22 protein-coding genes and 1 pseudogene are annotated in these 22,972 nt (G+C 68.8%); 14 read left to right on the top strand and 9 right to left on the bottom strand.

Annotation, left to right across the window (positions count from 1 at the left end; translation table 11 throughout):
* Positions 1-76: 76 nt before the first annotated feature.
* Positions 77-1,408: an enolase C-terminal domain-like protein gene (locus OG758_RS03980; protein WP_326708638.1), complete on the top strand. Its 1,332-nt coding sequence runs from the start codon at positions 77-79 to the stop codon at positions 1,406-1,408.
* Positions 1,409-1,412: 4 nt separating this feature from the next.
* Positions 1,413-2,147: a FadR/GntR family transcriptional regulator gene (locus tag OG758_RS03985; protein ID WP_326708639.1), complete on the top strand. Its 735-nt coding sequence runs from the start codon at positions 1,413-1,415 to the stop codon at positions 2,145-2,147.
* 30 nt (positions 2,148-2,177) lie between these two features.
* Here OG758_RS03985 and OG758_RS03990 read toward each other — a convergent pair whose 3' ends face one another.
* Positions 2,178-2,588 (bottom strand): hypothetical protein, encoded by a 411-nt coding sequence (locus OG758_RS03990; RefSeq protein WP_326708640.1) that lies wholly within the window; start codon positions 2,586-2,588, stop codon positions 2,178-2,180.
* 226 nt (positions 2,589-2,814) lie between these two features.
* The gene (locus OG758_RS03995) at positions 2,815-3,147 is read right to left on the bottom strand and encodes a hypothetical protein (RefSeq protein WP_266569625.1); all 333 of its coding nucleotides are present in this window, start codon (positions 3,145-3,147) and stop codon (positions 2,815-2,817) included.
* 34 nt (positions 3,148-3,181) lie between these two features.
* On the opposite strand from OG758_RS03995, the gene OG758_RS04000 reads away from it, so the two are divergent.
* The 6 genes and pseudogenes from OG758_RS04000 to OG758_RS04025 all read left to right on the top strand — a co-directional run bounded on the left by OG758_RS04000 (position 3,182) and on the right by OG758_RS04025 (position 10,774).
* Positions 3,182-4,285, top strand: a complete 1,104-nt coding sequence (locus OG758_RS04000) for an IS630 family transposase (RefSeq protein WP_266569624.1) — start codon at positions 3,182-3,184, stop codon at positions 4,283-4,285.
* A 155-nt stretch (positions 4,286-4,440) separates the two neighbouring features.
* Positions 4,441-5,598, top strand: a pseudogene (locus OG758_RS04005) (RNA-guided endonuclease InsQ/TnpB family protein).
* Between the two features lie 101 nt (positions 5,599-5,699).
* Positions 5,700-6,734, top strand: a complete 1,035-nt coding sequence (locus OG758_RS04010; protein ID WP_326708641.1) for an alpha/beta hydrolase — start codon at positions 5,700-5,702, stop codon at positions 6,732-6,734.
* Positions 6,735-6,988: 254 nt separating this feature from the next.
* Positions 6,989-7,915, top strand: a complete 927-nt coding sequence (locus tag OG758_RS04015; RefSeq protein ID WP_326715791.1) for an alpha/beta fold hydrolase — start codon at positions 6,989-6,991, stop codon at positions 7,913-7,915.
* Between the two features lie 154 nt (positions 7,916-8,069).
* The gene (locus tag OG758_RS04020; RefSeq protein WP_326708642.1) at positions 8,070-9,353 is read left to right on the top strand and encodes a glycosyltransferase; all 1,284 of its coding nucleotides are present in this window, start codon (positions 8,070-8,072) and stop codon (positions 9,351-9,353) included.
* Positions 9,354-9,445: 92 nt separating this feature from the next.
* The gene (locus OG758_RS04025) at positions 9,446-10,774 is read left to right on the top strand and encodes a wax ester/triacylglycerol synthase domain-containing protein (RefSeq protein WP_326708643.1); all 1,329 of its coding nucleotides are present in this window, start codon (positions 9,446-9,448) and stop codon (positions 10,772-10,774) included.
* Between the two features lie 99 nt (positions 10,775-10,873).
* Here the strand turns inward: OG758_RS04025 and OG758_RS04030 are convergent, their stop codons facing one another.
* Entirely contained in the window at positions 10,874-11,797 is a 924-nt protein-coding gene (locus OG758_RS04030; RefSeq protein ID WP_326715792.1) for an SDR family oxidoreductase, read from the bottom strand.
* Between the two features lie 104 nt (positions 11,798-11,901).
* On the opposite strand from OG758_RS04030, the gene OG758_RS04035 reads away from it, so the two are divergent.
* Entirely contained in the window at positions 11,902-12,468 is a 567-nt protein-coding gene (locus OG758_RS04035) for a TetR family transcriptional regulator (protein ID WP_326708644.1), read from the top strand.
* A gap of 17 nt (positions 12,469-12,485) precedes the next feature.
* Here the strand turns inward: OG758_RS04035 and OG758_RS04040 are convergent, their stop codons facing one another.
* Positions 12,486-13,742 carry an FUSC family protein gene (locus tag OG758_RS04040; RefSeq protein WP_326708645.1) on the bottom strand — a complete coding sequence of 419 codons (1,257 nt, stop codon included), beginning with the start codon at positions 13,740-13,742 and terminating at the stop codon, positions 12,486-12,488.
* A gap of 230 nt (positions 13,743-13,972) precedes the next feature.
* On the opposite strand from OG758_RS04040, the gene OG758_RS04045 reads away from it, so the two are divergent.
* Positions 13,973-14,245: an HPr family phosphocarrier protein gene (locus OG758_RS04045; protein WP_326708646.1), complete on the top strand. Its 273-nt coding sequence runs from the start codon at positions 13,973-13,975 to the stop codon at positions 14,243-14,245.
* Positions 14,246-14,369: 124 nt separating this feature from the next.
* Here OG758_RS04045 and OG758_RS04050 read toward each other — a convergent pair whose 3' ends face one another.
* Positions 14,370-15,050 carry a TetR/AcrR family transcriptional regulator gene (locus OG758_RS04050; RefSeq protein WP_326708647.1) on the bottom strand — a complete coding sequence of 227 codons (681 nt, stop codon included), beginning with the start codon at positions 15,048-15,050 and terminating at the stop codon, positions 14,370-14,372.
* 145 nt (positions 15,051-15,195) lie between these two features.
* Here OG758_RS04050 and OG758_RS04055 point away from each other — a divergent pair, with 145 nt between their 5' ends.
* On the top strand, positions 15,196-16,314 hold the full coding sequence (locus tag OG758_RS04055; RefSeq protein WP_326708648.1) for an FAD-dependent oxidoreductase: 1,119 nt from the start codon (positions 15,196-15,198) through the stop codon (positions 16,312-16,314).
* A gap of 23 nt (positions 16,315-16,337) precedes the next feature.
* Here the strand turns inward: OG758_RS04055 and OG758_RS04060 are convergent, their stop codons facing one another.
* Positions 16,338-16,949 carry a carbonic anhydrase gene (locus tag OG758_RS04060; RefSeq protein ID WP_326708649.1) on the bottom strand — a complete coding sequence of 204 codons (612 nt, stop codon included), beginning with the start codon at positions 16,947-16,949 and terminating at the stop codon, positions 16,338-16,340.
* Between the two features lie 601 nt (positions 16,950-17,550).
* On the bottom strand, positions 17,551-18,165 hold the full coding sequence (locus tag OG758_RS04065; RefSeq protein WP_326715793.1) for a TetR/AcrR family transcriptional regulator: 615 nt from the start codon (positions 18,163-18,165) through the stop codon (positions 17,551-17,553).
* Positions 18,166-18,252: 87 nt separating this feature from the next.
* Here OG758_RS04065 and OG758_RS04070 point away from each other — a divergent pair, with 87 nt between their 5' ends.
* The 3 genes from OG758_RS04070 (at position 18,253) to OG758_RS04080 (ending at position 20,166) form a co-directional block, all read left to right on the top strand.
* A complete protein-coding gene (locus tag OG758_RS04070; protein WP_326708650.1) occupies positions 18,253-18,699 on the top strand; it encodes an HGxxPAAW family protein in 447 nt (148 codons plus the stop codon).
* 112 nt (positions 18,700-18,811) lie between these two features.
* On the top strand, positions 18,812-19,600 hold the full coding sequence (locus tag OG758_RS04075) for an ArsR/SmtB family transcription factor (protein WP_326715794.1): 789 nt from the start codon (positions 18,812-18,814) through the stop codon (positions 19,598-19,600).
* 62 nt (positions 19,601-19,662) lie between these two features.
* Positions 19,663-20,166: a hypothetical protein gene (locus tag OG758_RS04080; RefSeq protein WP_326708651.1), complete on the top strand. Its 504-nt coding sequence runs from the start codon at positions 19,663-19,665 to the stop codon at positions 20,164-20,166.
* A gap of 306 nt (positions 20,167-20,472) precedes the next feature.
* On the opposite strand, the gene OG758_RS04085 is transcribed toward OG758_RS04080, so the two are convergent.
* Positions 20,473-21,198 (bottom strand): aspartate/glutamate racemase family protein, encoded by a 726-nt coding sequence (locus OG758_RS04085; protein ID WP_326708652.1) that lies wholly within the window; start codon positions 21,196-21,198, stop codon positions 20,473-20,475.
* A 63-nt stretch (positions 21,199-21,261) separates the two neighbouring features.
* Complete coding sequence (locus OG758_RS04090; protein ID WP_326708653.1) at positions 21,262-22,752, bottom strand: NCS1 family nucleobase:cation symporter-1; 1,491 nt, start codon at positions 22,750-22,752, stop codon at positions 21,262-21,264.
* Positions 22,753-22,972 lie beyond the last annotated feature (220 nt).

Raw genomic sequence — 22,972 nt, forward strand, 5'->3', positions numbered from 1 at the left:
TCCGCCGGAAGCCCGGAACACGGGTCCACCGTGTCTCGTCTACTCGTCAACCCGTCGCACACAGGAGTGACCGCCGATGACTGCTCGTATCGTCGATGTGGAAACGATCGACGTCCGCTTCCCCACCTCCAAGGACCTCGACGGCTCCGACGCGATGAACGACTCGCCGGACTACTCGGCGGCGTACGTGGTGCTGCGCGTCGGCGGCGGCGACAAGCTCACGGCCGTGTCAGAAGGGCACGGCTTCACCTTCACCATCGGCCGCGGCAACGACCTCGCGGTCCAGGCGGCGCGGGCAATCGGTGAGCGAGCCGTGGGCCTCTCCGTCGCCGAAATCGTCGGCGACCTGGGCGGCTTCTCCCGCCATCTGCTCGGCGACAGTCAGCTGAGGTGGCTGGGCCCCGACAAGGGAGCGATCCATCTCGGCACGGCCGCGGTCGTCAACGCCGCCTGGGATCTGGCCGCCAAGCTGGCGGGCAAGCCGGTGTGGAAGCTGCTCGCCGACTTCTCACCACAGCAGTTGGTGGACCTGGTGGACTGGCGCTACCTCAAGGACGCGCTGACCCCGCAGGCCGCGCTCGAAATGCTCGAGTCCCGGGTGCCGGGCCGCGCCGAACGGGAGGCGTACGTGCGCAGGCACGGCTACCCCGCCTACACGACCAGCGCGGGCTGGCTCGGCTACGACGACGCCAAGCTGGCCCGGCTGTGCAAGGAGGCCGTCGCGCAGGGCTGGGACGCGGTCAAGCTCAAGGTCGGCGCCGACCTCAAGGACGACATACGCCGCTGCCGCATCGCCCGCGAGATCATCGGCCCCGACCGCAGGCTGATGATCGACGCCAACCAGACGCTCGGCGTCGAGGAAGCGATCGCCTGGGCGGACGCGCTCGCGGAGTTCGACATCTGGTGGTTCGAGGAGCCGACCAGCCCGGACGACATCCTGGGTCACGCAGCCATCGCGCGGCGCATCGCGCCGATCCACGTGGCCACCGGTGAACACGCCCACAACGCCGTGATGTTCAAGCAGTTCCTGCAGAGCAAGGCGATCGGCATCTGCCAGATCGACGCCTGCCGGCTCGGCGGCGTGAACGAGACGGTCGCCGCCCTGCTGCTCGCCGCCGCGCACGACGTGCCCGTCTGCCCGCACGCGGGCGGAGTCGGCCTGTGCGAACTGGTGCAGCACCTGTCGATCTTCGACTACGTGGCCGTCAGCGGCTCGATGGAAGACCGCGTGGTGGAGTACGTGGATCACCTCCACGAGCACTTCCACGACCCGGTCCGCATCCGCGGCTCGCGCTACCTGGTGCCCGAGGCTCCGGGCTACAGCGCGCAGATCCGCCGCGAGACCCTGGAGACCTACCGCTACCCCACCGGCCCGGTCTGGGACGGGTCCGAGCGGATGGGATCCTGACCGCATGTCAACCAAGAGAGATGCGGACGGCTCCGGCGAGATCGGACTCAGCGTCGTCGACGTGGCGATCAACCGCCTCAAGAAACGCATCGAATCGGGCGAGTTCACGCCGGGTCAGCGGCTTCCCCCGGAAACCGCGCTCGCGAACGAGCTGGAGCTGTCCCGCCCCTCTCTCCGCGAGGCCGTACGCGCCCTCGCCATGGCCGGGGTTCTCGACGTGCGCCGGGGTGACGGCACGTTCGTCACGGATCTGCGGCCGGACCGGCTGGTGCGCGCCATCGGCAGCTTCCTCGACCTCGCCAACGACACCGGTCTCGACGAGATGCTGGAGTGCCGAAAGGTCATCGAGCCGGGCGCCACCGCGCTCGCGGCGACCCGGATCGACGCGGCCACCCTCGACGCCCTCCACCAGCGCATCGAGCGCATGCGAACAATGCACGACCCGGAGGAGCTGGTCCGCGAGGACCTCGCGTTCCACGCCGACATCGTCGCCGCGACGGGCAACCGCACCCTTGAGTCGCTGCTCTCCTCCGTCACCCAGCAGACGGCCAGAGCTCGCATCTGGCGAGCGCTGATCAAGTCCGACGTGCTCGCCTGGACCCACGAGCAGCACATGGACATCTACCGCGCCCTGCACGCCCACGACAGCCTGGCCGCCTTCACGGCGGCCAACCGGCACGTCAACGATGTGGACGCCTGGGTGCGTGACCGCCTCGACGCGGTACGGGATCGCGCCTGAGAGAGCAGGGCGCCGCCGTCACTCGTCGTGTCACGCGCGCCCCAGGACGACGAGCGCGACCAACAGCACCGTGACGGCGGCGCTCATTCCGTGGGCGACGACCGCGGTGAGCGGGAAGTTCCGTTCGGCGGTGGCGTGCCCCTGCGAATGTCTCCCCCGGCTGGGCAACCAGCGGAAAAGCATCATGAAGCCGAAGGCGGCCACGATCAGGACGACAGCGCAAGCGGCCCAGGCGGAGCCGCGCGCGTTTCCGACGAGATACGCCGTCCAGGAGGCAAGCCCGGCGACGGCGAGCGTGATGTGGCCGAGGACGAGCCACAGCGGCAGCCGCGTCACGCCCGGCGTGCGCTGTTGCAGCCCGCCGTGGCGGATCCACACCGTGGCCAGATATCCGCCCAGGCTCGCGGTGACCAGCCAGACACACAGCACGGCGACACGCATACGCTCCCCCTCGGCATCCGTTGCCCTTCGACCCAGCACAGCGCACCGCGGGGGCGACCGTTCAGACGTCCATTCATCAATTCACTCGTAGGGATGAATAGAGGCGGCAACTCCCCCGAACTCACCGGGCCGACCCATTACGGCGTCAGGCATCAGGCATCGGCGTCGGCGCAGTCGTTCAGCGGGATCTAGTGCTGCCCCGCGCAAGTTCGTGGAGGGGTGTTGATCAGGGTGTCGGGTCGCCGAGGTAAAAGCCGCAGGCGCAGTCCAGGGCGTCTTCGGGTGAGCCGAAGGGCAGTCCGGTGGGCAGGAAGTTGTCCTCGTACTTGCCTCGGCTGGCGAGGTAGAGGGCGAAGCCCCAGGTGTGCAGGACGCCGGTGAAGCGCAGGCGGCACAGCGGCAGCGGTTCCTCCTCGCCCGGCAGTTCCCCTGCCACGTAGGCGAATCCGGAGCGGAAGCGCACCTGGACGCGGGCGAGCTGGGGCCAGCGTTCCTTGGCGCGGACGTTCAGACGGTGGCGCAGGTGATCCTGCATGGACTCGGGCGGATTCTTCGGCACGGGTCCATCCTGCTGGGTTACCCCCGCATACGCCATGATCATCACTTTGGTCGGGGTGGGCGAGGGTGTGGCCGGGATGGTCGAGGCGGTCGTGGTGGAGTTGGACGAGAGGGTGCGCGAGTGTCTGATCCGTACAGCGGTCTCCCTGAAAGCGCAGGTGCGGGCGGTGCTCCGGGCGCGGATTGTGCTGGCGGCGGGTGAGGGCCTGAGCAATGGGGCTATCGCGCGGGACCTGGCGGTCAGCGTGAACACGGTCCGTAAGTGGCGCGGACGGTTCGCCGCTCTGGGCCGGGACGGGCTGAAGGACGCCGCCCGCTCGGGCCGGCCCAAGGCATACGGGCCCCAGGTGACGGTGGCGATCGTGGCCGCCGCCACCAGTGTGCCCCCGCACCCGGAAGCGACCTGGTCGCACCGCACGATCGCCGCCCAGGTCGCCGGCACTGTCTTCGCCACCATTTCTGCCTCCCAAGTCGGCCGGATCTTGGCCGACTTGGACCTCAAGCCGCACCGGGTCCGCGGCTGGCTCACCCGCCGAGACACCCCTGACTTCTGGGACCGTGTCGCGGACGTGTGCGACCTGTACCGCGACCCACCTGAAGGGGCGGTGGTGCTGTCCATCGACGAGAAGACCGCGATCGCCGCCCGCGCCAGGCGCCACCCCGGTCGTCCCGTCAGGCCAGGCGAGCCCGCTCGCGAGGAGTTCGAGTACCGCCGCCACGGCACCGCCTCGCTGGTCGCCGCCCTGGACGTGCGCACCGGCGAGGTCCTCACCGAGATCATCGCCCGCAACGACGCAGCGACGTTCACCGCCTTCCTCGACCAGCTCGACACGGTCATCGCCCCAGACCAGGACATCCATGTCGTGCTGGACAACGGCTCCTCCCACACCGCCAAACACACCAAGGCGTGGCTCGCCGACCACCCGCGCTGGCACGTGCACTGGACCCCGCCGCACGCCTCCTGGCTCAACCAGATCGAGCTGTTCTTCTCCGTCCTGACCCGCCGCGTGCTGCGACACGGTGACTTCTCCAGCCGCGATGACCTCATCGACAAGCTGGAGAGTTACGTCATCGGCCGCAACGAGACCGCGAAGCCGTTCAGGTGGACCTATGACGGCAGCCCACTCAAGACCGCCTGATCAGGCCCAACACCCCTCCACGAACTTGCGCGGGGCAGCACTAGTGAGGATCCCTGGGCCTTCAGGCCCGGGAGGGATCACTTCTCAAAATAGGGGTGACCTGCGCGTACGCACGGGTCTGCATTGTTGTCAGTGCCCCCGCATAGGGTTCCGGTATGAAGATCGTGGTGCAGGTGAAGCTGATGCCGGAGGCCGAACAGGCCGCCGCGCTGCGCTCCACGCTGCGCACGGTCAACGATCTGGCGTGCTGGGTGTCCCAGGTGGCGTTCGCTCGCGGCGTGCCACGTGAGTATGAGCTGCGTAAGCACACGTATCCGCACCTCAAGGCGCAAGGGCTCGGGGCGCAGGCCGCGCAGCATGTGATCAAGAAGGTGCGTGACGCGTACACCACGCTGCACGCCAACCTGCGCGCCGGAAATCTCGGCAAGCCGAAGTCGAGGCGCCGGGTCAAGGCGGAGTCCAAGCCGATCGCGTTCCGCCCCGAGGCCGCGCAGCCGTATGACGACCGGTGTCTGAGCTGGCAGTACGACCAGCAGACCGTGTCCATCTGGACGATGGCCGGGCGCATCAAGAACGTCTCGTTCGTGTGCTCCGTCGACGCGCTCAAGGTGCTCCAGCAGTACCGCAAGGGCGAGTCCGACCTGATCGAGCGCGACGGCGTGTTCTACCTGATCGCCACCTGTGATGTGCCCGAGGCCGAGGCGTACGAGCCGGACGGCTTCATCGGCGTGGACCTCGGCATCGTCAACATCGCCACGGCTTCCACCGGCTAAATGGCCGCAGGGCGCGGCCTGAACCGGTACCGCAAGCGCCAGCTTGACCTGCGGCGGAAGTTGCAGAAGAAGCGCACCAAGTCTGCCAAGCGGCGGCTCAAGGCGCGTTCTCGCAGAGAACAGCGGCACGTCAAGAACACCAACCACATCATCGCGAAGACGATCGTGACCGAGGCTGAACGCACCGGGCGCGGCTTGTCCCTCGAAGAACTCAAGGGCATCCGCACTCGGGTACGGCTTCGCAAGCCCCAACGGGTCACATTCCACTCCTGGGCTTTCGCCCAGCTCGGAGACTTCATCGTCTACAAGGCCAAGCGGGCAGGCGTGCCCCTGGTCTTCGTCGATCCCGCGTACACGTCGCAGATGTGCTCGCAGTGCCGGCACATCGACAAGCGCAACCGTGTCGACCAGGGGCTTTTCATCTGCCGGGGGTGCGGGGTCGTTGCCCACGCCGACCGGAATGCTTCCCACAACATCGCCGCACGTGGCGCTGCTGTGTGGACTGCGGGGCGTGAGTCACGCGTCCCTGCCACCCCATAGCGGGTGTCTGGACGGAGGAGCCAACCCAGCAGCCAGTTGGGAACTACCTCCAAGCCCGGTCCTTAGGGCCGGGTCAAGTTGACTGTGGTTGGCTGCGGTGTATGGGTCTCAGACGATCGTTCCGCAGCCCGACCGGGGACGGTGTCCCGGCACCGAAGGCAGCGCCCCCGTTCGACCCCGAACTGAGCGTCGTACTGGCGGACTTGGGCAAGGAGTCGCGGGATCCGCTCACCCCGGACAATCTTGCGGCCCGGCAGCAGCAGGATGCCGCGGCCCGGCCCAGGCCGACCGCCGAGGACCTGCGCGCGGACGGCCGTTTCGACGTGACGGAGTTGCGCGTACCGGGACCGCCCGACGGGCCGGAGGTCACGCTCGTGAGCGCCCGGCCGTCCGGGCTCGTCGGACCGCTGCCGCTGCTGTACTACATGCACGGCGGTGCGATGGTCATGGGCAACGCGTGGTCCGTGCTTCCGCGGATTCTCCGCGAGTGGGCTCAGCCGCTGGACATGGCCGTGATCTCGGTCGAGTACCGGCTGGCGCCGGGGGCGCAGTACCCGGAGCCGCTGGAGGACTGCTACGCGGGGCTCGTCTGGGCTGCCGCGCACGCGGCCGAACTGGACATCGACCCGGACCTCATCATCATCGGTGGGAAGAGCGCCGGCGGCGGGCTCTCCGCGGCCCTCGCCCTGCTGGCGCGCGACCGCGGCGGTCCCGAGCCGCTGGGGCAACTGCTGCTGTGCCCCATGCTCGACGACCGCGGCGGCACCTTCTCCGGTCGACAGATGTCGGGCCTCGGGCTCTGGGACCTCACCTCGAACGCCACCGCGTGGCAGGCCCTGCTGGGCGACCGCTACGGTGCCGAGGATCTGCCCCCGTACGCGGCCCCGTCCCGCGCCGTGGACCTCTCACAGCTCCCCGCGGCGTATATCGACGTCGGGTCGGCAGAGATGTTCCGGGACGAGGGTGTCGCCTACGCGGGCGCCATCTGGCAGGCGGGCGGCCAGGCTGAACTGCACGTATGGCCGGGCGCCTACCACGGCTTCGACAGCGTGGCGCCAAAGGCGGCCTTGAGCCAGGACGCGCGCAACGCCCGCACCCGCTGGCTCCAACGCCTGCTCGCCGACCGCCGTACCTGAGCCCCATTGCCCCAGCGCTCGCGCACGGCACCGGCTCGGGGGAACAAGTCAGCGAGCTTGGAGAGTTGGTATGCCACGGCTCGACCACTATCCAGCGAATGGAACAGAATGTTCCGTTCGGACCGATATCTTGACGGCATGTCAATGTACGGTTTTGTCAGGACCTCGACTGGATCGACCACGCGGCGAGACTGCCGCGGCGGCCCACCGCTGGACCTGATGCACGGAACGGGGGTTGAGACCCCGTGTCACTGATGCGCCCGGCGCTCACCGTCCCGAACACCCGCACCCGATCCCCTCTCGTATCCCGCCACGACTGGCAGGGCTACCGCTGCGAGTCGCGGCTGGTGCGTGCGGCCGCGCCGTGTATCGCGCCCTTGGTGCTGGTCGGCGGTGCGTTCCAGACCAAGGAGAGTTGGGGCCGTCTGGAACGTGAACTGCTCGCGCACGTCGACGTGTTCACTGTTGACCTGCCGGGCTGGGGTGCCGGGAACGTCCTCCCCGACCGCCATGGCGCGGACTTCCTCGCGGACGCTCTGGGTCACATGCTCGACGAGTCGGGTCTGACCTCCGTCAATCTCGTGGGCGGTTCGTACGGCACAGCGATCGTGTACCGCCTCGCGCAGCGGCGGCCCGAACTGGTCGAGAGAATGGTGCTGGTAGGGACGATGACGTCCATTCCCGGGCACGCCCGGGTCGCCATGCGCCGGACTCTTGACCTGCTTGTGGACCGGCGTATGGAGGAGTTCGCCGAGGAGACCGTCGCGTTCATGGTCAACGCCGACCGGATCGACTCCGTCACCGCAGGCTCCCGGGTGCGCCGCTTCCTGATGCGCCGGATGCTCAACCTGAGCGAGGAGGACGTCGCGAAACACCTCGCCAACACGATGCGTCTGCTCAGGCACGAGATGCTCGACACGAGCCGGCCGCCGGCCATGCCGGTACTGGTCGCCACCGGGGAGCACGACACGTTCACCACTCCGGACCTGTGCCGGGACCTCGCCGCCACCTGCTCCGACAGCTGGTTCACACAGGTGGCCGACGCCGACCACATGCTTCCGCTGGAGCGGCCTGTCGAACTCGCCGACCTGATCACACACTTCCTGGCGGACGAGCCGTTGGAACAGCTCACGTACTGCCGCGGGGTGGAGCGGACTTCCCAGCCCTGCCCAGCACGGTGAGTACGCCCGACGGCGTCCCCGGCAGTACGTGATCATGTGACTCTCGGTCCGCGTGCTCGTTGGTGGCGTATGGAAAAGCGTGAGTCGCGGCAGCCCAACGGCTCGGCAGGAACTCCGGGTTGCACGACTCCGGCTGGAAGGGGACCCGCACTCGATGCGCATCCAAGTCATCACGGTGGGGTCGACCGGCTCGGTCGCCCCCTACACGGGCCTCGCACACCGGCTGTTGGCCGAGGGGCACACCGTCGAGATCGTCACCCACGCCAAGTTCGCGCCGATGGTCGCCTGCTGCGGACTTCGCATGGAGCCGCTCGAAGCCGATCCCTTTGAGTCGCTGATCGGCGCCCACAGCAGCCTCAGCAGTGCAGGGCATCCATCAAACGCCCTTCGTTCACCCCGGCGCGAAGCACTCAGGTCGCTCAAGTCGCTACGGTCACTCGTCCGCACGACCGAACAGGCCATGCTCTCGTTGGTGGACGCCATCCACGCCGTCGTGGATCCGAAGGCCGACCTCATCCTGCTGTCCACCATGGCGGCCCCGATCGGCGCGGCCATCGCGCGCTACCACCGCATTCCCACCATGGGTGTCTATCTCCAACCCGACGTGCCCACAACGGAGTTCGCCCCGTGCACGATGGCCTGGCAGAGCCCAGGCCGCACCAACCTCCTGCGGGGCCACGCCGCCAACGCCCTCTTCGACACCCTGTACCGCACGGCCAATCGCGCCGTCCACGCCCGCCTGGGTGTCGACCACCGCAGCGCCCATCGCCTGCGCAGCGTCCGCGAACGCAGCCAGTGGCCGATCTGGCACGGCTACAGCCCTTGGGTCGTTCCACGTCCGGCGGACTGGCGGCCCGGACTGCATGTGGCCGGGTACTGGTGGCCGCACGAGTGCCCGAACTGGCAACCACCCACCTTGGTAAGGGACTTCCTGGCCGCCGGACCACCACCGGTACTCATCGGTTTCGGAAGCATGATGCCCGGCAACCCCGAGGAGCTCGGTCAGATCGCAGCGCAGGCGTTGCGCCGCGCGGGACTGCGGGGGGTCGTTCAGTCAGGCTGGGCCGGCCTCTCCGTGGTCGACGACGACGTCATCACCGTCGGCGAGATCCCGCACAGCTGGTTGATGCCGCTGACTGCGGCAGTGGTCCACCACGCGGGCGCCGGCACCACGGCGGCCGGTCTTCGGGCGGGGGTTCCTGCGGTACCGGTGCCCGTCATGACCGATCAGCCCTGGTGGGCCGCCCGCCTTATGCAACTCGGAGTGAGCGCGGAAGCACTGCCCTGCACCGAACTGACCGCCGCACGATTGGCCGACGCGCTCACCCGGACGACCCAGAACCGTGCGCTGTCGCGGAATGCCGCGGCTGCGGCCGTACGCCTTGCGCAGGAGGACGGAGCGGGAGCCGTAGCCCGCGCGGTCGCCGCGCTCGGCTGATCCGCGTCACCCCGCGCGTGCGCCGGCCCAGCGCTCGCCCGGGCACACCGAACGGAGCAGGGCACCCACCATCTCTGGCTTGAGGACCCCCTATGACCCGACCGGCCCCGCCATCACACCTCGCCACCTCGTCGACCGCACCGGAACACACCACCTCACGCCCCAGCACCGCCATGCCACCGCTGGACGCCTGGATGCACCGCCAGCAGAGCAGCGGCGGCTCCAACATGACGGCCGCACTGCTCGCCTGGTTCGAGGGGCCCCCGCCCGCGCTCTCAGCCCTGCGCTCCATGGCCCAGTACCGCCTGGCACCCTACGAGCGGCTACGACAGATGCCAAGCGCAGCCGAACCCGTCGAGGACAGCTGGCCGCTGTGGTCGACCGGCCCGCACTTCGAGGCCGCGCACCACATCGTCGAAAGCCCCGGCGCCGCCACGACGGAACTCGAAGAGGACATCGCAGCCCTCTTCTCCGCGCCACTCGACCCCCGCCGCCCACCCTGGCAGTTGCACCTCATCCCCACCACGGGCGGCTTCGTTCTCCTGTTCCGCGCCCACCACGCACTGCTCGACGGCAGGTCGATCGCCACGTTGCTCCGTGCCCTGTTCGACGAGACCGCCGGCCTACGCCCTCCGCGAGCCGGCGGCCCCGCGACAGCGGAAACGCCCTCCCGGGCCCGTCAACTCTCCTGGATTTTGGGCGACTTGCTCCCCAAGGGCCGCCCGCTGCCCTTTCACGGTCCCGTGGACCCTTACCGTGTCCTGTCCTTCCGCCAGGTGCCGCGCGAGGAACTCGACGCCGCCCGTGCCTCTTTGCGCTCCGCTGCGTCAGCCGAACGCGCCTCCACCAACGCGGTCTTCCTCGCTGCCACCGCCGGAGCGCTGCGAACCCTGGGCGTCGCCGGCCGCCCCCTACCGGCCTTGCCCGGCATCTGCGCCCTGGTCCCCGTCGACGTACGCACCAGCGAGGAATCACAACTCCTTGGCAACCACTACGCCACGGTCCGGGTACCGCTCCCCCAGCTGGGGGACGCGCGGGAGAGACTCGCTGCCGTCGACTCCTTCATCCGGCGCGCCGCGATCGGGGCCAGGGCCCGTGCCCAGGCCGCCGTGGTCTCCTCACGACCGCGCAAGGTCACCCCGCTGAGCAACGCAGCGGGCCGTTACGTCGATTCGCCTCGCTACTTCTCCCTCCTCTGCAGCAGCGTGTCCACACACGCAGGCGAACTGACCATCGGATCAGCGCGACTCACCGCGATGGCAGCCATCCCCCCACTCGGCCCGGGCCACCCCCTCGCAGTCACCGCCATCCATCACGGCAGCACCTCCGTCGTCACCGCCGTCACCGACCACAGCCATCGGGACCTGGCGCAACCACTCGCCGAACGAATCCATGACGAGATCCGCATCCTGGCCGGCTGAACGACTCAAGGAAGGCGGCGGTCAGCCGGTTTGCGTGAAGTCGCTGTGCCGTAGTCCACGTGTACGTGCCCCGCGCCGGTGCCGACTCCGCGGCTCGTGTCAGGCAGTGGTCGTCGACGCCTGGAAGTAGTGCCCCTTGTCGAGGTCTTCGAGGAGGCCGGGGTGGGCCGGTTCCCAGGCGAGCAGTTCGCGGGTCAGCGTGTTGGACGCCGGGGCGTCGACGCCGATGAAGGCGGCCAGCCAGGCGAAGTGCTCGGCGGCGTTCTCGGGAGCCACGGAGGTCACCGGCACGTCGAGGTGACGGCCGATCACTTCGGCGACGTCGCGGAGCGCGACCCCCTCCTCCGCGACGCCGTGCAGCACCGATCCTGCGGGGGCCTTCTCGACCGCGAGGCGGAACAGGTGGGCGGCGTCGAGGCGGTGGACGGCGGGCCAGCGGTTGGCGCCGTCGCCGGGGTAGCCGGAGACACCCTTGGCGCGGGCGGTCGCGACCAGCGTCGCCATGAAACCGTTGTCCCCGTCACCGTGGCAGGTGGGAGCGAGCCGCACCACGGACGAGCGCACGCCGTGCGAGGCGAGGTCGAGCACCGCCTTGGCGGTGGCCACGCGGATGGAGATCGGCGAGCCGTCGTTGGTGGCCATGTCCTGCTCGGTCGACACGCGCCCGGGCGCGAGGCCGGCCACGCCGGAGGCGATGACGAAGGGCCGGTCGGTGCCGGTGAGCGCGGCGCCGATGGTGTCGACGGCGCGGCGATCCGCCTCCGCCGCCCCCTGGAAGTCGCCGGAGAAGGCGATGTCGTGCTTGAAGGCGAGGTGGATCACCCCGTCCGACGCGGCGGCCGCGGCACGCAGTACGTCGAGGTCGTCGACGGTGCCGTGGACGACCTCCGCCCCCGCGGCGGTGAGCGCGGCCGCGGAGGCGTCGGAGCGGGCCAGCCCGACGACCTCGTGTCCCGCGTCGATGAGTTCGGGAACGACGGCGGAGCCGATCCAGCCGGAAGCGCCGGTCACGAAGATGCGCATGAGAGACCCCAAGGAGTTGATGGCAGGTGCTGCCATGGTGATGTCAGTGCCTGTCATCAACGCTACACCTGATGTCATTCACTGTCATCACGTAAGATCTGCGCATGGGTAGATGGGAGCCGAACGCGCGTGGGCGTCTGGCGAACGCGGCGTTGGAGCTCTACAGCGAGCGCGGGTTCGAGCAGACGACCGTGGCGGAGATTGCCAAACGGGCCGGACTCACGGAGCGCACCTTCTTCCGGCACTACGCGGACAAGCGCGAGGTCCTTTTCGCCGGCTCCAGCCAGTTGGAGGAGGCGTTCGTGAAAGCGGTCGCCGACGTGCCGAAGTCCGCGGCGCCGATCGACGCGGTGGCCGTGGGTCTTGACGCGATCGCCGAGTTCTTCGTCGACCGCCGCGACTTCGCGCGGCGGCGGCAGGCCGTGATCATGGCGACCGCGGAACTCCAGGAGCGCGAGCTCATCAAGCTCGCCTCGATGTCAGCCGCGCTCGCCGACACCCTGCGCCGACGGGGCGTGGCGGAGCCGGCCGCGAGCCTGACCGCCGAGGCGGGGGTCGCCATCTTCAAGGTGGGCTTCGAGCGCTGGATCGGCGCGCCAAAGGAACGTGAGATGTCGCGGTTCATGCGGGAATCGCTGGACGAGCTCAGGACGGCACTGACGGGCAACTAGCCCGCCTCTTTTCTCCGTCACGCGCCTTTCCGGCGTACACGCAGATTGTGCTTGCGTGCCCATCTCAGTACGTCGGCGAGCACCGGGAAGCGTTCGTGCAGTTGCTGGGCGTTGCGGTCGAGTTCCTCCATGAGGCGCTGTGTGCGATGCTCCGCGTCGAGTTCGGCGAGGATGCGGTCGATCTCGGTGAGCAGGGCCCCTTGCAGTTGCCACTGGCGCGGGTCCTCCTGGACGGTGTCCAGAAGCAGTCGCGCGACGTGTTCGCGCTGGGCGTTGGCGGCGGCCAGATGGCTGACCAGACGGTCCTCGGCCGTCTCCGATTCCGAACTGGTTCCGGTGGAGACGAGTACGGCGAAGCTGACGATCGCGTCCGCGACGTGCCCGAGCAGATCACGCATCGCCATCGACGCCTCGGGGTCGAGCAGCCACTCCTCTTCACGCTGTTTGGCCAGGTCCGTCAGGGTCCGGGCGATGACGCGCAGCACGACGGTGCAGATTTCGAGTGTGTCGAGGCCGGTCCGCAGGACCACGCGGTGCAGCCGCCCCTCCCGCACACGCGGATTGAGCCGGAGACTGTCCTCGGCCTGCCGCAGGGAGGCGTCCACGTCGGCGATGTCCTGATCGAGGCGGCGCGCCTCGTGGAGTCGTTCCGCAGCGAGCGGCCAGGGGGTCTCGGCGTCGAGCTGGTCGCTGAGTTCGAGGAGCAGGCGGCGCATGCGGCGGGCGAGGTCCTCCAGGGCGTCGCCCGCCGTGTCCACCCAGAGGGGCGGGGCGAAGAACAGGTTGAAGGCGAGCCCGGTCAGGGCTCCGATCAGGGTCTCCAGTACGCGGTCCCATGCGCTCGATGCCACTTGGGTGACGCCGAGTACGAGCATGGCGCTGATCGCCACCTCGGGCACGAACTCGTTCGCGCGGACGAGGGGCCCAATGGTGAGGGACACGAGGATGATCAGCCCCAGGCTCCACCAGCTCAGCCCCACCAAGGCGCTGAACCCGATGGCGATGAACACTCCGACGACCACGGAGTTGATGCGGCTCAGGCTCATCTTCACGGTCGCGTACAGGGTCACCTGCACGACGAGGAGAGCGGTCAGGGGCGCGGTCAGCGGGACGGGCTCGCGGCTGAGGTGCAGGGCGATGACGTAGGCGATCGTCGCGGCGGCGGTGGCCCGTAGCGTCTGCACGGCTTCCGGGTGCCTCAGCCGTTTCACGAGCCGACTGCCACGGGGGACACGGCTCAGCAGCTTCACCAGCCGCTCGGGTACCAGACGCATCCTCAGACCCTTCCCCGATCGCTGCGGCACCTCCCGGCCGCGTAGACCGCCCGGGTCATGCCGGACGAGATCGAGGGCGCTCGGCGCTCGCGCTTCATGCCCATATCTGTTTACTTCGCCGCACCATCCCCGTAGCATCTCGAAAACACAGAGGTTCGGACATCAAACAGATGTAAATCCACATCCATGGAGAGCCTCTCATCCTTCGTCTCCAGAAAGAGGGTCAACTCATGCCGCAGCGCACTGTCGTCATCGGTTCGCGCACCGGGCTGCACGCCCGCCCGGCTTCCGTCTTCGTCCAGGCCGCCTCGAAGCAGCCGGTCAAGGTGACGGTGGCCCGTGAGGGGCAGAGTCCGGTCGACGCACGGAGCCTGCTGTCCGTGCTCGCGCTCGCGGTGAAGCACGGTGATTCCGTGGTGCTCGCAGCCGAGGGCGACGGCGCGGACGCCGCCATAGACGAACTGGCCGCGCTCGTGGCGACCGACCTCGACGCCAGGGAGTAACAGTCGGGTCGTCGCCATCTCCGTGCGGGACAGACACCTCGACGGCATCTACGCGATCCTCGACCCCGACAAGATCAGACGCGTGGGGCAGGTTGCCGATGGCTGCCATCGGCCGGTCGGTCGGCTATCGACCGGCGGTGATTCCGGTGAGGATGAGGTCGATGCCGGCGAGGAACTCTTCCCGGTCGTCGTGCTCGCGCAGTTGGCCCGCGACGCTGCGGGTGAACGCGTACTCGTCGGGATCGAGGTTTGCCCACACCGCCGAGACGGCGCCCAGGAATTCGGCCCGGTCCGTGTCCGGCGGGGCCGACCGGGCGTTGGCAGCGTTCTGTCCGGCCACTCCGAGGATGTAGCTCCACAGCGCGGACGCGACGGTGAACTGATCGGCGGCGGGTACTCCGAGCGCTTGCACCTGGCGCCCGATGTGTTCGAAGACCCGCATCATCGGCGACTGCCCCGGGGCGCGGGTGAGTTGGGCGCCGATCCACGGGTGATCGTCGATCGCGTCGAACGCCCCGAGCGCCAGGGCGCGGATCGCGTCCTGCGGCGTGGTGTCGGCGGTGTCGGCGGTGTCGGCGGTCATGGCGCCGGCGACGACGGCGGCGGTGGCAGCGCCGAGGAGTTCGTCCTTGCCCGCGACATGCCAGTAGATCGCGCCCGGCCCGGTGGCGAGGCGCTCGGCCAGCGCGCGGAACGTGAGTCCGCTCTCGCCCGCCGTGTCGAGAAGCTCGATCGCGGCCTCGACGATGCGCTCACGAGAGAGCGGTTTCCCCCGTCGCTCCGGACGGCGCGTCCTGGTTGCCATGCACTCATCCTGGCATACGACTGGAACCCCGTTCCAGCTTGACATCTCTGGAACAGAGTTCCAGTCTGACTCTGGAACAACATTCCAGAGATGAGACGACCTGCCGGATTCCCGCCCGGCAAGCATGCACAGGCAAGGAACCACCATGACGACACCCGTGACGATCATCGGTGCAGGCCTCGGAGGGCTGACCCTCGCCCGCGTCCTCCACATCCACGGCATCCCCGCGACGGTCTACGAGGCCGAGCCCTCGGCCGAGGCCCGCACGCAGGGCGGCCGGCTCGACATCCACGACCACAACGGGCAGCTCGCGCTGGAAGCGGCCGGCCTCACCGCCGAATTCCGCGCGATCATCCACGAGGGCGGCGAGGCCACGCGCGCGCTCGACCAGCACGGAAAGGTGCTCCTCGACGAACCCGACGACGGCAACGGCGGGCGGCCCGAGGTGCTCCGCGGAGACCTTCGGCGCATCCTCGTCGACTCCCTGCCCGCGGGGACGGTCCAGTGGGGGAAGAAGCTCACCGGCGTCGCGGCGATCGGCGACGGGTGGCACGAACTGACGTTCATGGACGGATCCACCGTGAGCACCGAACTCCTCGTCGGCGCGGACGGCGCGTGGTCAAAGGTCAGGCCGCTGCTCTCCGACGCCAAGCCCGAGTACGTCGGCACGACGTTCGTCGAGACCTACCTGCACGACGCCGACGAGCGGCACTCCGCGGCGGCCGAGGCGGTCGGCGACGGTGCGATGTTCGCGCTCGCCCCGGGGAAGGGGATCTCCGCGCACCGCGAGGCAGGAAACATCCTGCACACGTACGTACAACTGAACTGCCCCGCCGAGTGGATCGCCGGCATCGACTTCACCGACGCCGCCGCGGCGACCGCTCGGGTCGCGGCCGAGTTCGACGGGTGGGCGCCGGAACTCACCGCGCTGATCACCGACGGCGAAACCGCACCGGTACCGCGCCCCATCCACACGCTCCCGAACCGGCACCGGTGGGACCGCCTGCCCGGCGTGACGCTCCTCGGTGACGCCGCGCACCTCATGCCGCCGTCCGGCGAGGGCGCGAACCTGGCGATGCTCGACGGCGCCGAGCTCGGGCAGGCTGTCGCCGCGTACCCCGACGACCTCGAAGCGGCGCTCACCGCCTACGAAGGGGCGATGTTCCCGCGCAGCGAGTCGGAAGCCGCGGATGCGCACCAGCTCATGGCGCTCTGCCTCGACGACCGGGCACCGCACAGCCTCATCGACTTCCTCACCGGCTGAGATGATCCGCGGCGCGGGCCGGTTCAGGACGGGGCGCCGCTCAGGACTTCCACCTTGCCGGTGTCGAGTGAGTAATAGGCGCCGACCACGGCGAGCTCGCCCTTTTTCACGAGCGGGGAAAGGTCGTTATTGGTGCGCAGATCGGTCGCGGTCAAGGTGACCTGCGCGCGGGCCATGGTCTCGACGGGGTCGCCGCCTCCCTCGCGGACCGCCTGCCGATATGCCGGTTCCAGAGCCTTGACGATCGCCTGCAAGTTGCCCGGCAGCGGTTTGCCGTCGCGCAGGGACCCGTACGCCGCCTTGACCGCGCCGCACCGCTGATGGCCGAGGACCACGATGAGCGGGGTGCCGCTCGTCATGGGCCCGTATTCGACAGAACCGGTGACGACCGGCCCGATCGCCTCCCCGCCCGTGCGCATCACGTAGAGGTCGCCGAGCCCGGTGTCGAAGAGGAGTTCAGGCGGTACGCGGGAGTCGATGCACGAAAGGACCGACCCGTACGGCTCCTGCTGCTGAGCCACCAGCTCACGACGGTCCGGATCCCGGTCGGGGTGCTGAAGGTCCCCGCTCACCCAGCGCTTGTTGCCCTCCATCAGTCTCGCGAATGCCGCCGCGGGCGTGGTCGGCGGCGGCATCGGCGAAGTGCTGGCCGACGCAGTGCTGGACGGTGCTGTGCTGGACGGTGCGGTGAGGGCGCTGGTCGTCGGTGTGCACCCCGCGAGCGCGACCGTGGCACTCGCAAGTGCGCCGGCGAGCAGAACTCTGCGATTCGGAGACTCTGCTGTGTCCATCGGTCGTTCCCCTCGGTGCCGCGTGCCACTCACACACGCCCATGCGTCCTGACAGGGGCGATTGTGCTGCCAGGTACGGCTGAAGTGACGGCAGGCGCGAGCGGGCGCGCGGCACATTGCCACCGGCGGGCTAGGGCCTTCGTTCGGACCAGTCTGCGACGGCGGCCGACGAGGTGATCGTGGGTTCCCTGTCCATCAGCGTGTACAGCCCGGGGGAGGCTGGGCGGCAACTGAGCCACACGTCCGTGGCGGGCTTGAGCGTCCGGCATGCGGAGTCAGGTTCAACCGTGCGGGTGGGCCAAACGGTGGCGGACGTAGGTGTGGAGGCGAGGACCGGGAGTGGTCGGCGCCCCCGTTCAGGAGTGGTGCCCAGTGTGTCGCCGACGCCGCCTCCGGCGCGCTCGCGGGCTGCTTCGCCGACGACGGAAGGGCCCAGATGCAGCCGTCAGTCGCCACCAGGCCACGCTGCCAGCGCCAGCTCGGCCACCTGGGAAAGCTCGGCCACGTGGGCACCGTCCCGTGCGCGCTGTGAGAGGCCCTGCACAACCGTGGCGAAGTAGGAGGCCAGGGCGGACGCATCGGCCCCGGCCGGCAGCTCCCCTTCTTCAAGGGCCTGGCGCAGGCGCTCCTCGATGGCGGCCAGACCCGCGTTACGCACGTCGCGCAGGAACGTGGCGATCTCCTCGTCCTGCACGGTGACGTTGGTGGCCGCGCTGATGGCCAGGCAGCCCGCCGGGTGCGACGGATCCGCGTAGACCGCCGCCGCCTCACGCAGGATCCGGGACACGGCGCCGCGAGCCGTCGGCTCCTCGGCCAGCGCACGCGCCGGGAAGGACCCCACCGGCGACCGCCCGTACACCTCGACAGCCTCCCTGAAGAGCGCCTTCTTGTCGCCGAACGCCGCATAGAGACTGCCCGGGCGGATGCCCATCGCCTCCGTCAGCTCGCCCAGCGAGGTCGCCTCGAATCCGCGCTCCCAGAACAGCCGGATGGCCGCCTCCAGCGCCGCGTCCCGGTCGAACGTGCGCGGACGCCCTCGTGCCTTGCTCATGCCCGCCATTCTAGAGCGCTCGCTCAAAAACTCATGCTACGGTCCTTTCTTGAGCAATCACTCAACAAATAGCCGAACCAAGGAGGCCCTCACCCCATGAACGGACATCTGAACACGCGACCGGTCGGACAGGTGAAGAGACTTCCGGGCGAACAGGCGGAGAGGCATGCGGGCGGACGGCTCAACGCGCACCGGCACGACGAAGGGCACACTGTCGCCGGGTGGGCCGGCTTCACTGTTGCCACCGGTGGGGCGATCATCACCGGCCTCGGCATCTGCGGCTGGCGCCCGGGGATCTGGCTGGGGATCTGCGTCCTGGCCTCGGCGACGCTGGTCACATGGGGCCTGCACCTCGCGGGCTGGGGCAAGCCGCCCGGCCCACGCCCTTCGAACCTCAGGGGCAGGGACCACGCCGCACGCAACGGGCACACGGACTGCCTCGGGTGCCGACTGGCCGGGCGACGCGGGGTTCCGGCACGTCAGGACATCACCCCGGAGACCACCTCCGCACCGGCGGAAGCGCCGTACCCCGCCGACCTCTGACACGGGCGACGACCAGGGCATACCGGGCGTGCTTGAACCCGCTCCTCACGACCGCTGGCATTATGCAGGTGAATACCTGCATAATCGGAGTGTGAGCCACGAAGCGACAGCGATGGACCAGGTCTTCAAAGCGCTGGCCGATCCCACCCGGCGTCGGCTGCTCGACCGTCTGCGCGAGCACAACGGCCAGACGTTGCGCGAGCTGTGCGACCGCCTGGACATGGCGCGCCAGTCAGCCACCCAGCATCTCGACATCCTGGAGCGGGCCGGCCTCGTGACCGTCGTCCGACGCGGACGCGAACGGCTTCACTACCTCAATCCGGCACCGATCCACGAGATCGAGGAACGCTGGATCTCCGAGTTCGACAAGCCCCGTCTGCAAGCGATCAGCGCCATCAAGAACCAGGCAGAGGAGTACGCCATGACCAGCGGATCAGCATCCGTACCGTCCTACGTCTACGTCACCTACATCCGGGCCGGCGCGGAGCAGGTGTGGCAGGCCCTGACGGACGCAGACCTGACGGCGCGCTACTGGGGACACGCCAACGTCTCCGACTGGCAGCCGGGCTCGGCCTGGGAACACCGACGCGTCGACGGATCGGGGGCCGTCGACGTAGTCGGTCAGGTCCTCAAGGCCGAGCCGCCGACGCGTCTGGTCATCACGTTCGAGGACACCCCGGACGCCCAGCCGCCGCGCGACCCGTCCGTCGTCACCTTCCTCGTCGAGCCGCACGAAGACATCGTCCGGCTCACCGTGACCCACGAGAACCTTCCCAACTCGGAGATGCTGAACGGCATTTCACAGGGATGGCCGGCCGTCCTCGCGAACCTCAAGTCGCTGCTCGAGACCGGCGAGGTGCTCCCGCAGGCGCCGTGGAGCATGTCGAGCTCGCACGCCTGAAGCGGCAGGAACGACAGCCCCTTCCCCCGCAGTCACTCCGCGCAGGACTCAAGGAAGAAGCCATGGTGGACACCATTTCCCTTCGGGACGCCTACCGCACACTGCTGGACGCCGCCTCCACGGTGGCCGGCTCCGGGGACACGAGCCCCGTCCCGCCCACAGGCGAGTGGAACGCCGACCAGATCCTGGCCCACGTCGCCATCGTCAACGCCGCCACCATCGCGACCGTCTCCGCCGCGTCCGCGGGAGCACCCACGACGTACGACACCCGCACGGCGCACGACATCTGGACCATCGAGCACGTCATCGCGCTCGCCGGCGGCAACGCGGGGCTCCGCGAGCGCATCCGCCTCCAGGCAGACGCCCTCTGCGCCCTCGGCGGCCCGATGCTGAGCGAGACCGAACTCGACACACCGGTGCCGGCCTTGCTGCTGTCCCACGACAAGGTCCTGGTCAATCAGCCTCTCCCGCTCAGAGACCTCATCACAGGCCTGGCGGACGTGGAACTGCCAGGCCACACCCGGCAACTCCTGGCCCTGCTGCCGCAACCGGCGGCAGATGACTAGGGGTTGGAAGATCCCCGGCTCTCAACGCGCCCGCACCACATCCAGTTCCGCCACCGCCGCGAACCGGTTCTGGTCGCCGTTCTCGCTCAGCGCCCGCAGGGCGACATGGCGCGCGGTGACCGGGGCCACCGGGACGACGTACTCGGTGCGGTCGTTCGGGAAGGGCCTCCAATCAAGGCCTGCAACTGAGGCTTCCCGTCAGGGCCCTTGACTCAGGCGCGCTTGAGGGCTCTGGCGTGGTCCGCATGAAGGTGATCGACGGCGCCCCCGTCAAAACTCCGGCGTCAAGCGGCCCTCGCCTCTTGTTCACGCAGCCCGTGGCGGCCAGTTCTTGATGGTCTTGGGGCGGGGCGCCGCGTACGTGCGTACCTTCGAGGTGGAGAGGCCTAGGCGGACGAGGGACTCGGCGATGGTGACGGCCGCCGCGACGCCGTCCACGACGGGGACACCGGTGCGCTTGACGACTCGCTCCGTGAGGCCGGCCATGCCGCCGCAACCGAGGCAGATCACCTCGGCCTTGTCGCGTTCGACGGCCTGGGCCGCCTGTTCCACGATGGCCTCGACGGCGGCTTCCGCGTCGCTCTCCAGGTCCAGTACGGCCATTCCGCTGGCCCGCACCGACGCGCAGCGGTCCGAGAGACCGGCGAGCTTGAGCCGGTCCTCGATGAGCGGCACGGTCCGGTCGAGCGTGGTGACGACGGAGTAGCGGTGGCCGAGGAACTGCGCGGTGCTCGCGGCGGCTTCCGTGATGTCGACGACCGGGACGTCGAGGAGTTCCTGGAGCCCCTCCCGTCCGTGCTCGCCGTAGCCGGCCTGGATGACGGCGTCGAAGGGGTGCGGGTAGGAGCGGACCGCCTCCATCACGGCGACGGCCGCGAGGTAGCTCTCGTAGTTGCCCTCCACCGACTCCGCGCCGAACGGCGGGGTGAGGGGCACTATCTCCGTCCCCGGTGAGGCGACGGCGGCGGCCTGGGCGCCGATGCTCTCGGTCATCGAGGCGGTGGTGTTGACGTTGACGACGAGGATGCGCATTTCTGGGCTTTCTTTGCCGGGTCCGGCCTGGGCCGAAGGTGGTACGAGGGTGGTGCGGAGCATTCAGGCGGCGTCGACCGCGATGGCCTCACCGTCGACATCCCGGGTCGCCTTCTTGCGGTCGGCGAGGGCCAGGTAGACGACGGCGGAGAGGATCGCGCCGATGAACCAGGAGAACCCGGAGACGGACTTGAAGGCGGGTACCAGCGCGATGACGACGGCGACGGCCGCGGCGGGCGCGAAGGCGGCGATGGCCTTCATGTGGAACCCGCGCTGGTAGAAGTAGTCGCCCTGCTGGTCGTCGGTGTAGAGGTCGGGGACGTTCACGCGGGTTTTGCGGACCAGCCAGTAGTCCGCCATGACGACACCGAAGATGGGGCCGAGCAGTGCTCCGAGGCCGCCGAGGAAGTAGTTCACCACGGTCGGGTTGTCGTAGAGGTTCCACGGCAGGATGACCAGGCCGATGACGGCGCTCACCACGCCGCTGCGGCGGAAGTTGAGCGTGCGCGGGAACAGGTTGACGAGGGCGTAGATCGGCGCCACGAAGTTCGCCATGAGGTTCACCGCGATCGTCAGCGTGATGAACGCGAGTGACGCCGCCGCCATCAGGAACGTGTTGGGGATCGAGCGCACGATGTCCTCGGGCCCGGTGATGACCTCGCCGTTCAGCTTGAACTGGGCCCCGCTGAGCACGACGACGATGACGGCGAAGAACAGCATGTTGACCGGGATGCCGACGAGGTTGCCGCGCACGATCGCCCGGCGGCTCTTGGCGGAGCGTGTGAAGTCGCAGAAGTTGAGCACGAAGGTGCCGTAGATGACGACCCAGAGGGCTGCGCTCTCGAAGATCTGACGCCACATGTCGAGGCCGTGCGGCGCGTGCCCGGTCGACATGGAGATGGATCCGTCGGCGCGGATGAACATCCAGATCGCCAGGGCGGACATCGTGATGAGGATCGTCGGTGCCGCGAACGCCATGTACTTGCGGATGAGTTCCATGCCGTAGCTGACGATGACGACTTGAATGACCCACAGGGTCAGGAACGTCGCCCAGCCCAGGGTGGAGAGTCCGAGGATCGAGTTCTCGTCGAGGGAGCGCAGCCCGGGGAAGAGCACCTTGACGAGAGCGCCCAGCACGGACGCCGCCAGGTACGTCTGGATGCCGAACCACGCGATGGCCACGACACCACGGACGATGGCCGGGATCTGCGCTCCCTTGACGCCGAAGGCGATGCGGCTCATGACGGGGAACGGGACACCCGTCTTGTTGCCCATGTATCCCGAGAGGGTCAGGAGCAGGAAGAGCAGCGCCGACGCGACAGCGAAGGCGACCAGGATGTTCCAGACGCTCATCCCCAGGGCGAACAGGCCTATCGCGAAAGCGTAGTTGCCGAGGCTGTGCACGTCGTTGCCCCAGAGGGTGAAGACGCTGTAGGCGCCCCAGCGGCGCCCTTCCTTCTTCGTGGGGGCGAGGTCGGGGCTGTACAGCCCGGGGCTCGTCCGGCGTTCCCCGTCGACCGCAGCGGTGGGTGGCTTCTCGTGCACGGCGGCCATGACACACTCCCGGCGTTTCCGTATTGCGGAATAACTTTTCCTTGTTTCGGAACGGGAGATTACGGGGGGCGCCAGGGGCGGTCAATAGGTCGCTGCCCAGAATTTATGAGACACCGCACAACATCCCGCCGTGACGACTCTCACGCGGTGAAGATTGCGTGAGCAAATTGTTTTCGCGCGGCGCAGACCTCTGAACCCGCCCACCACCACTACACACGCC

Origin of the sequence: Streptomyces sp. NBC_01474 (assembly GCF_035918215.1) — a bacterium.
Classification (GTDB): domain Bacteria; phylum Actinomycetota; class Actinomycetes; order Streptomycetales; family Streptomycetaceae; genus Streptomyces; species Streptomyces aureus.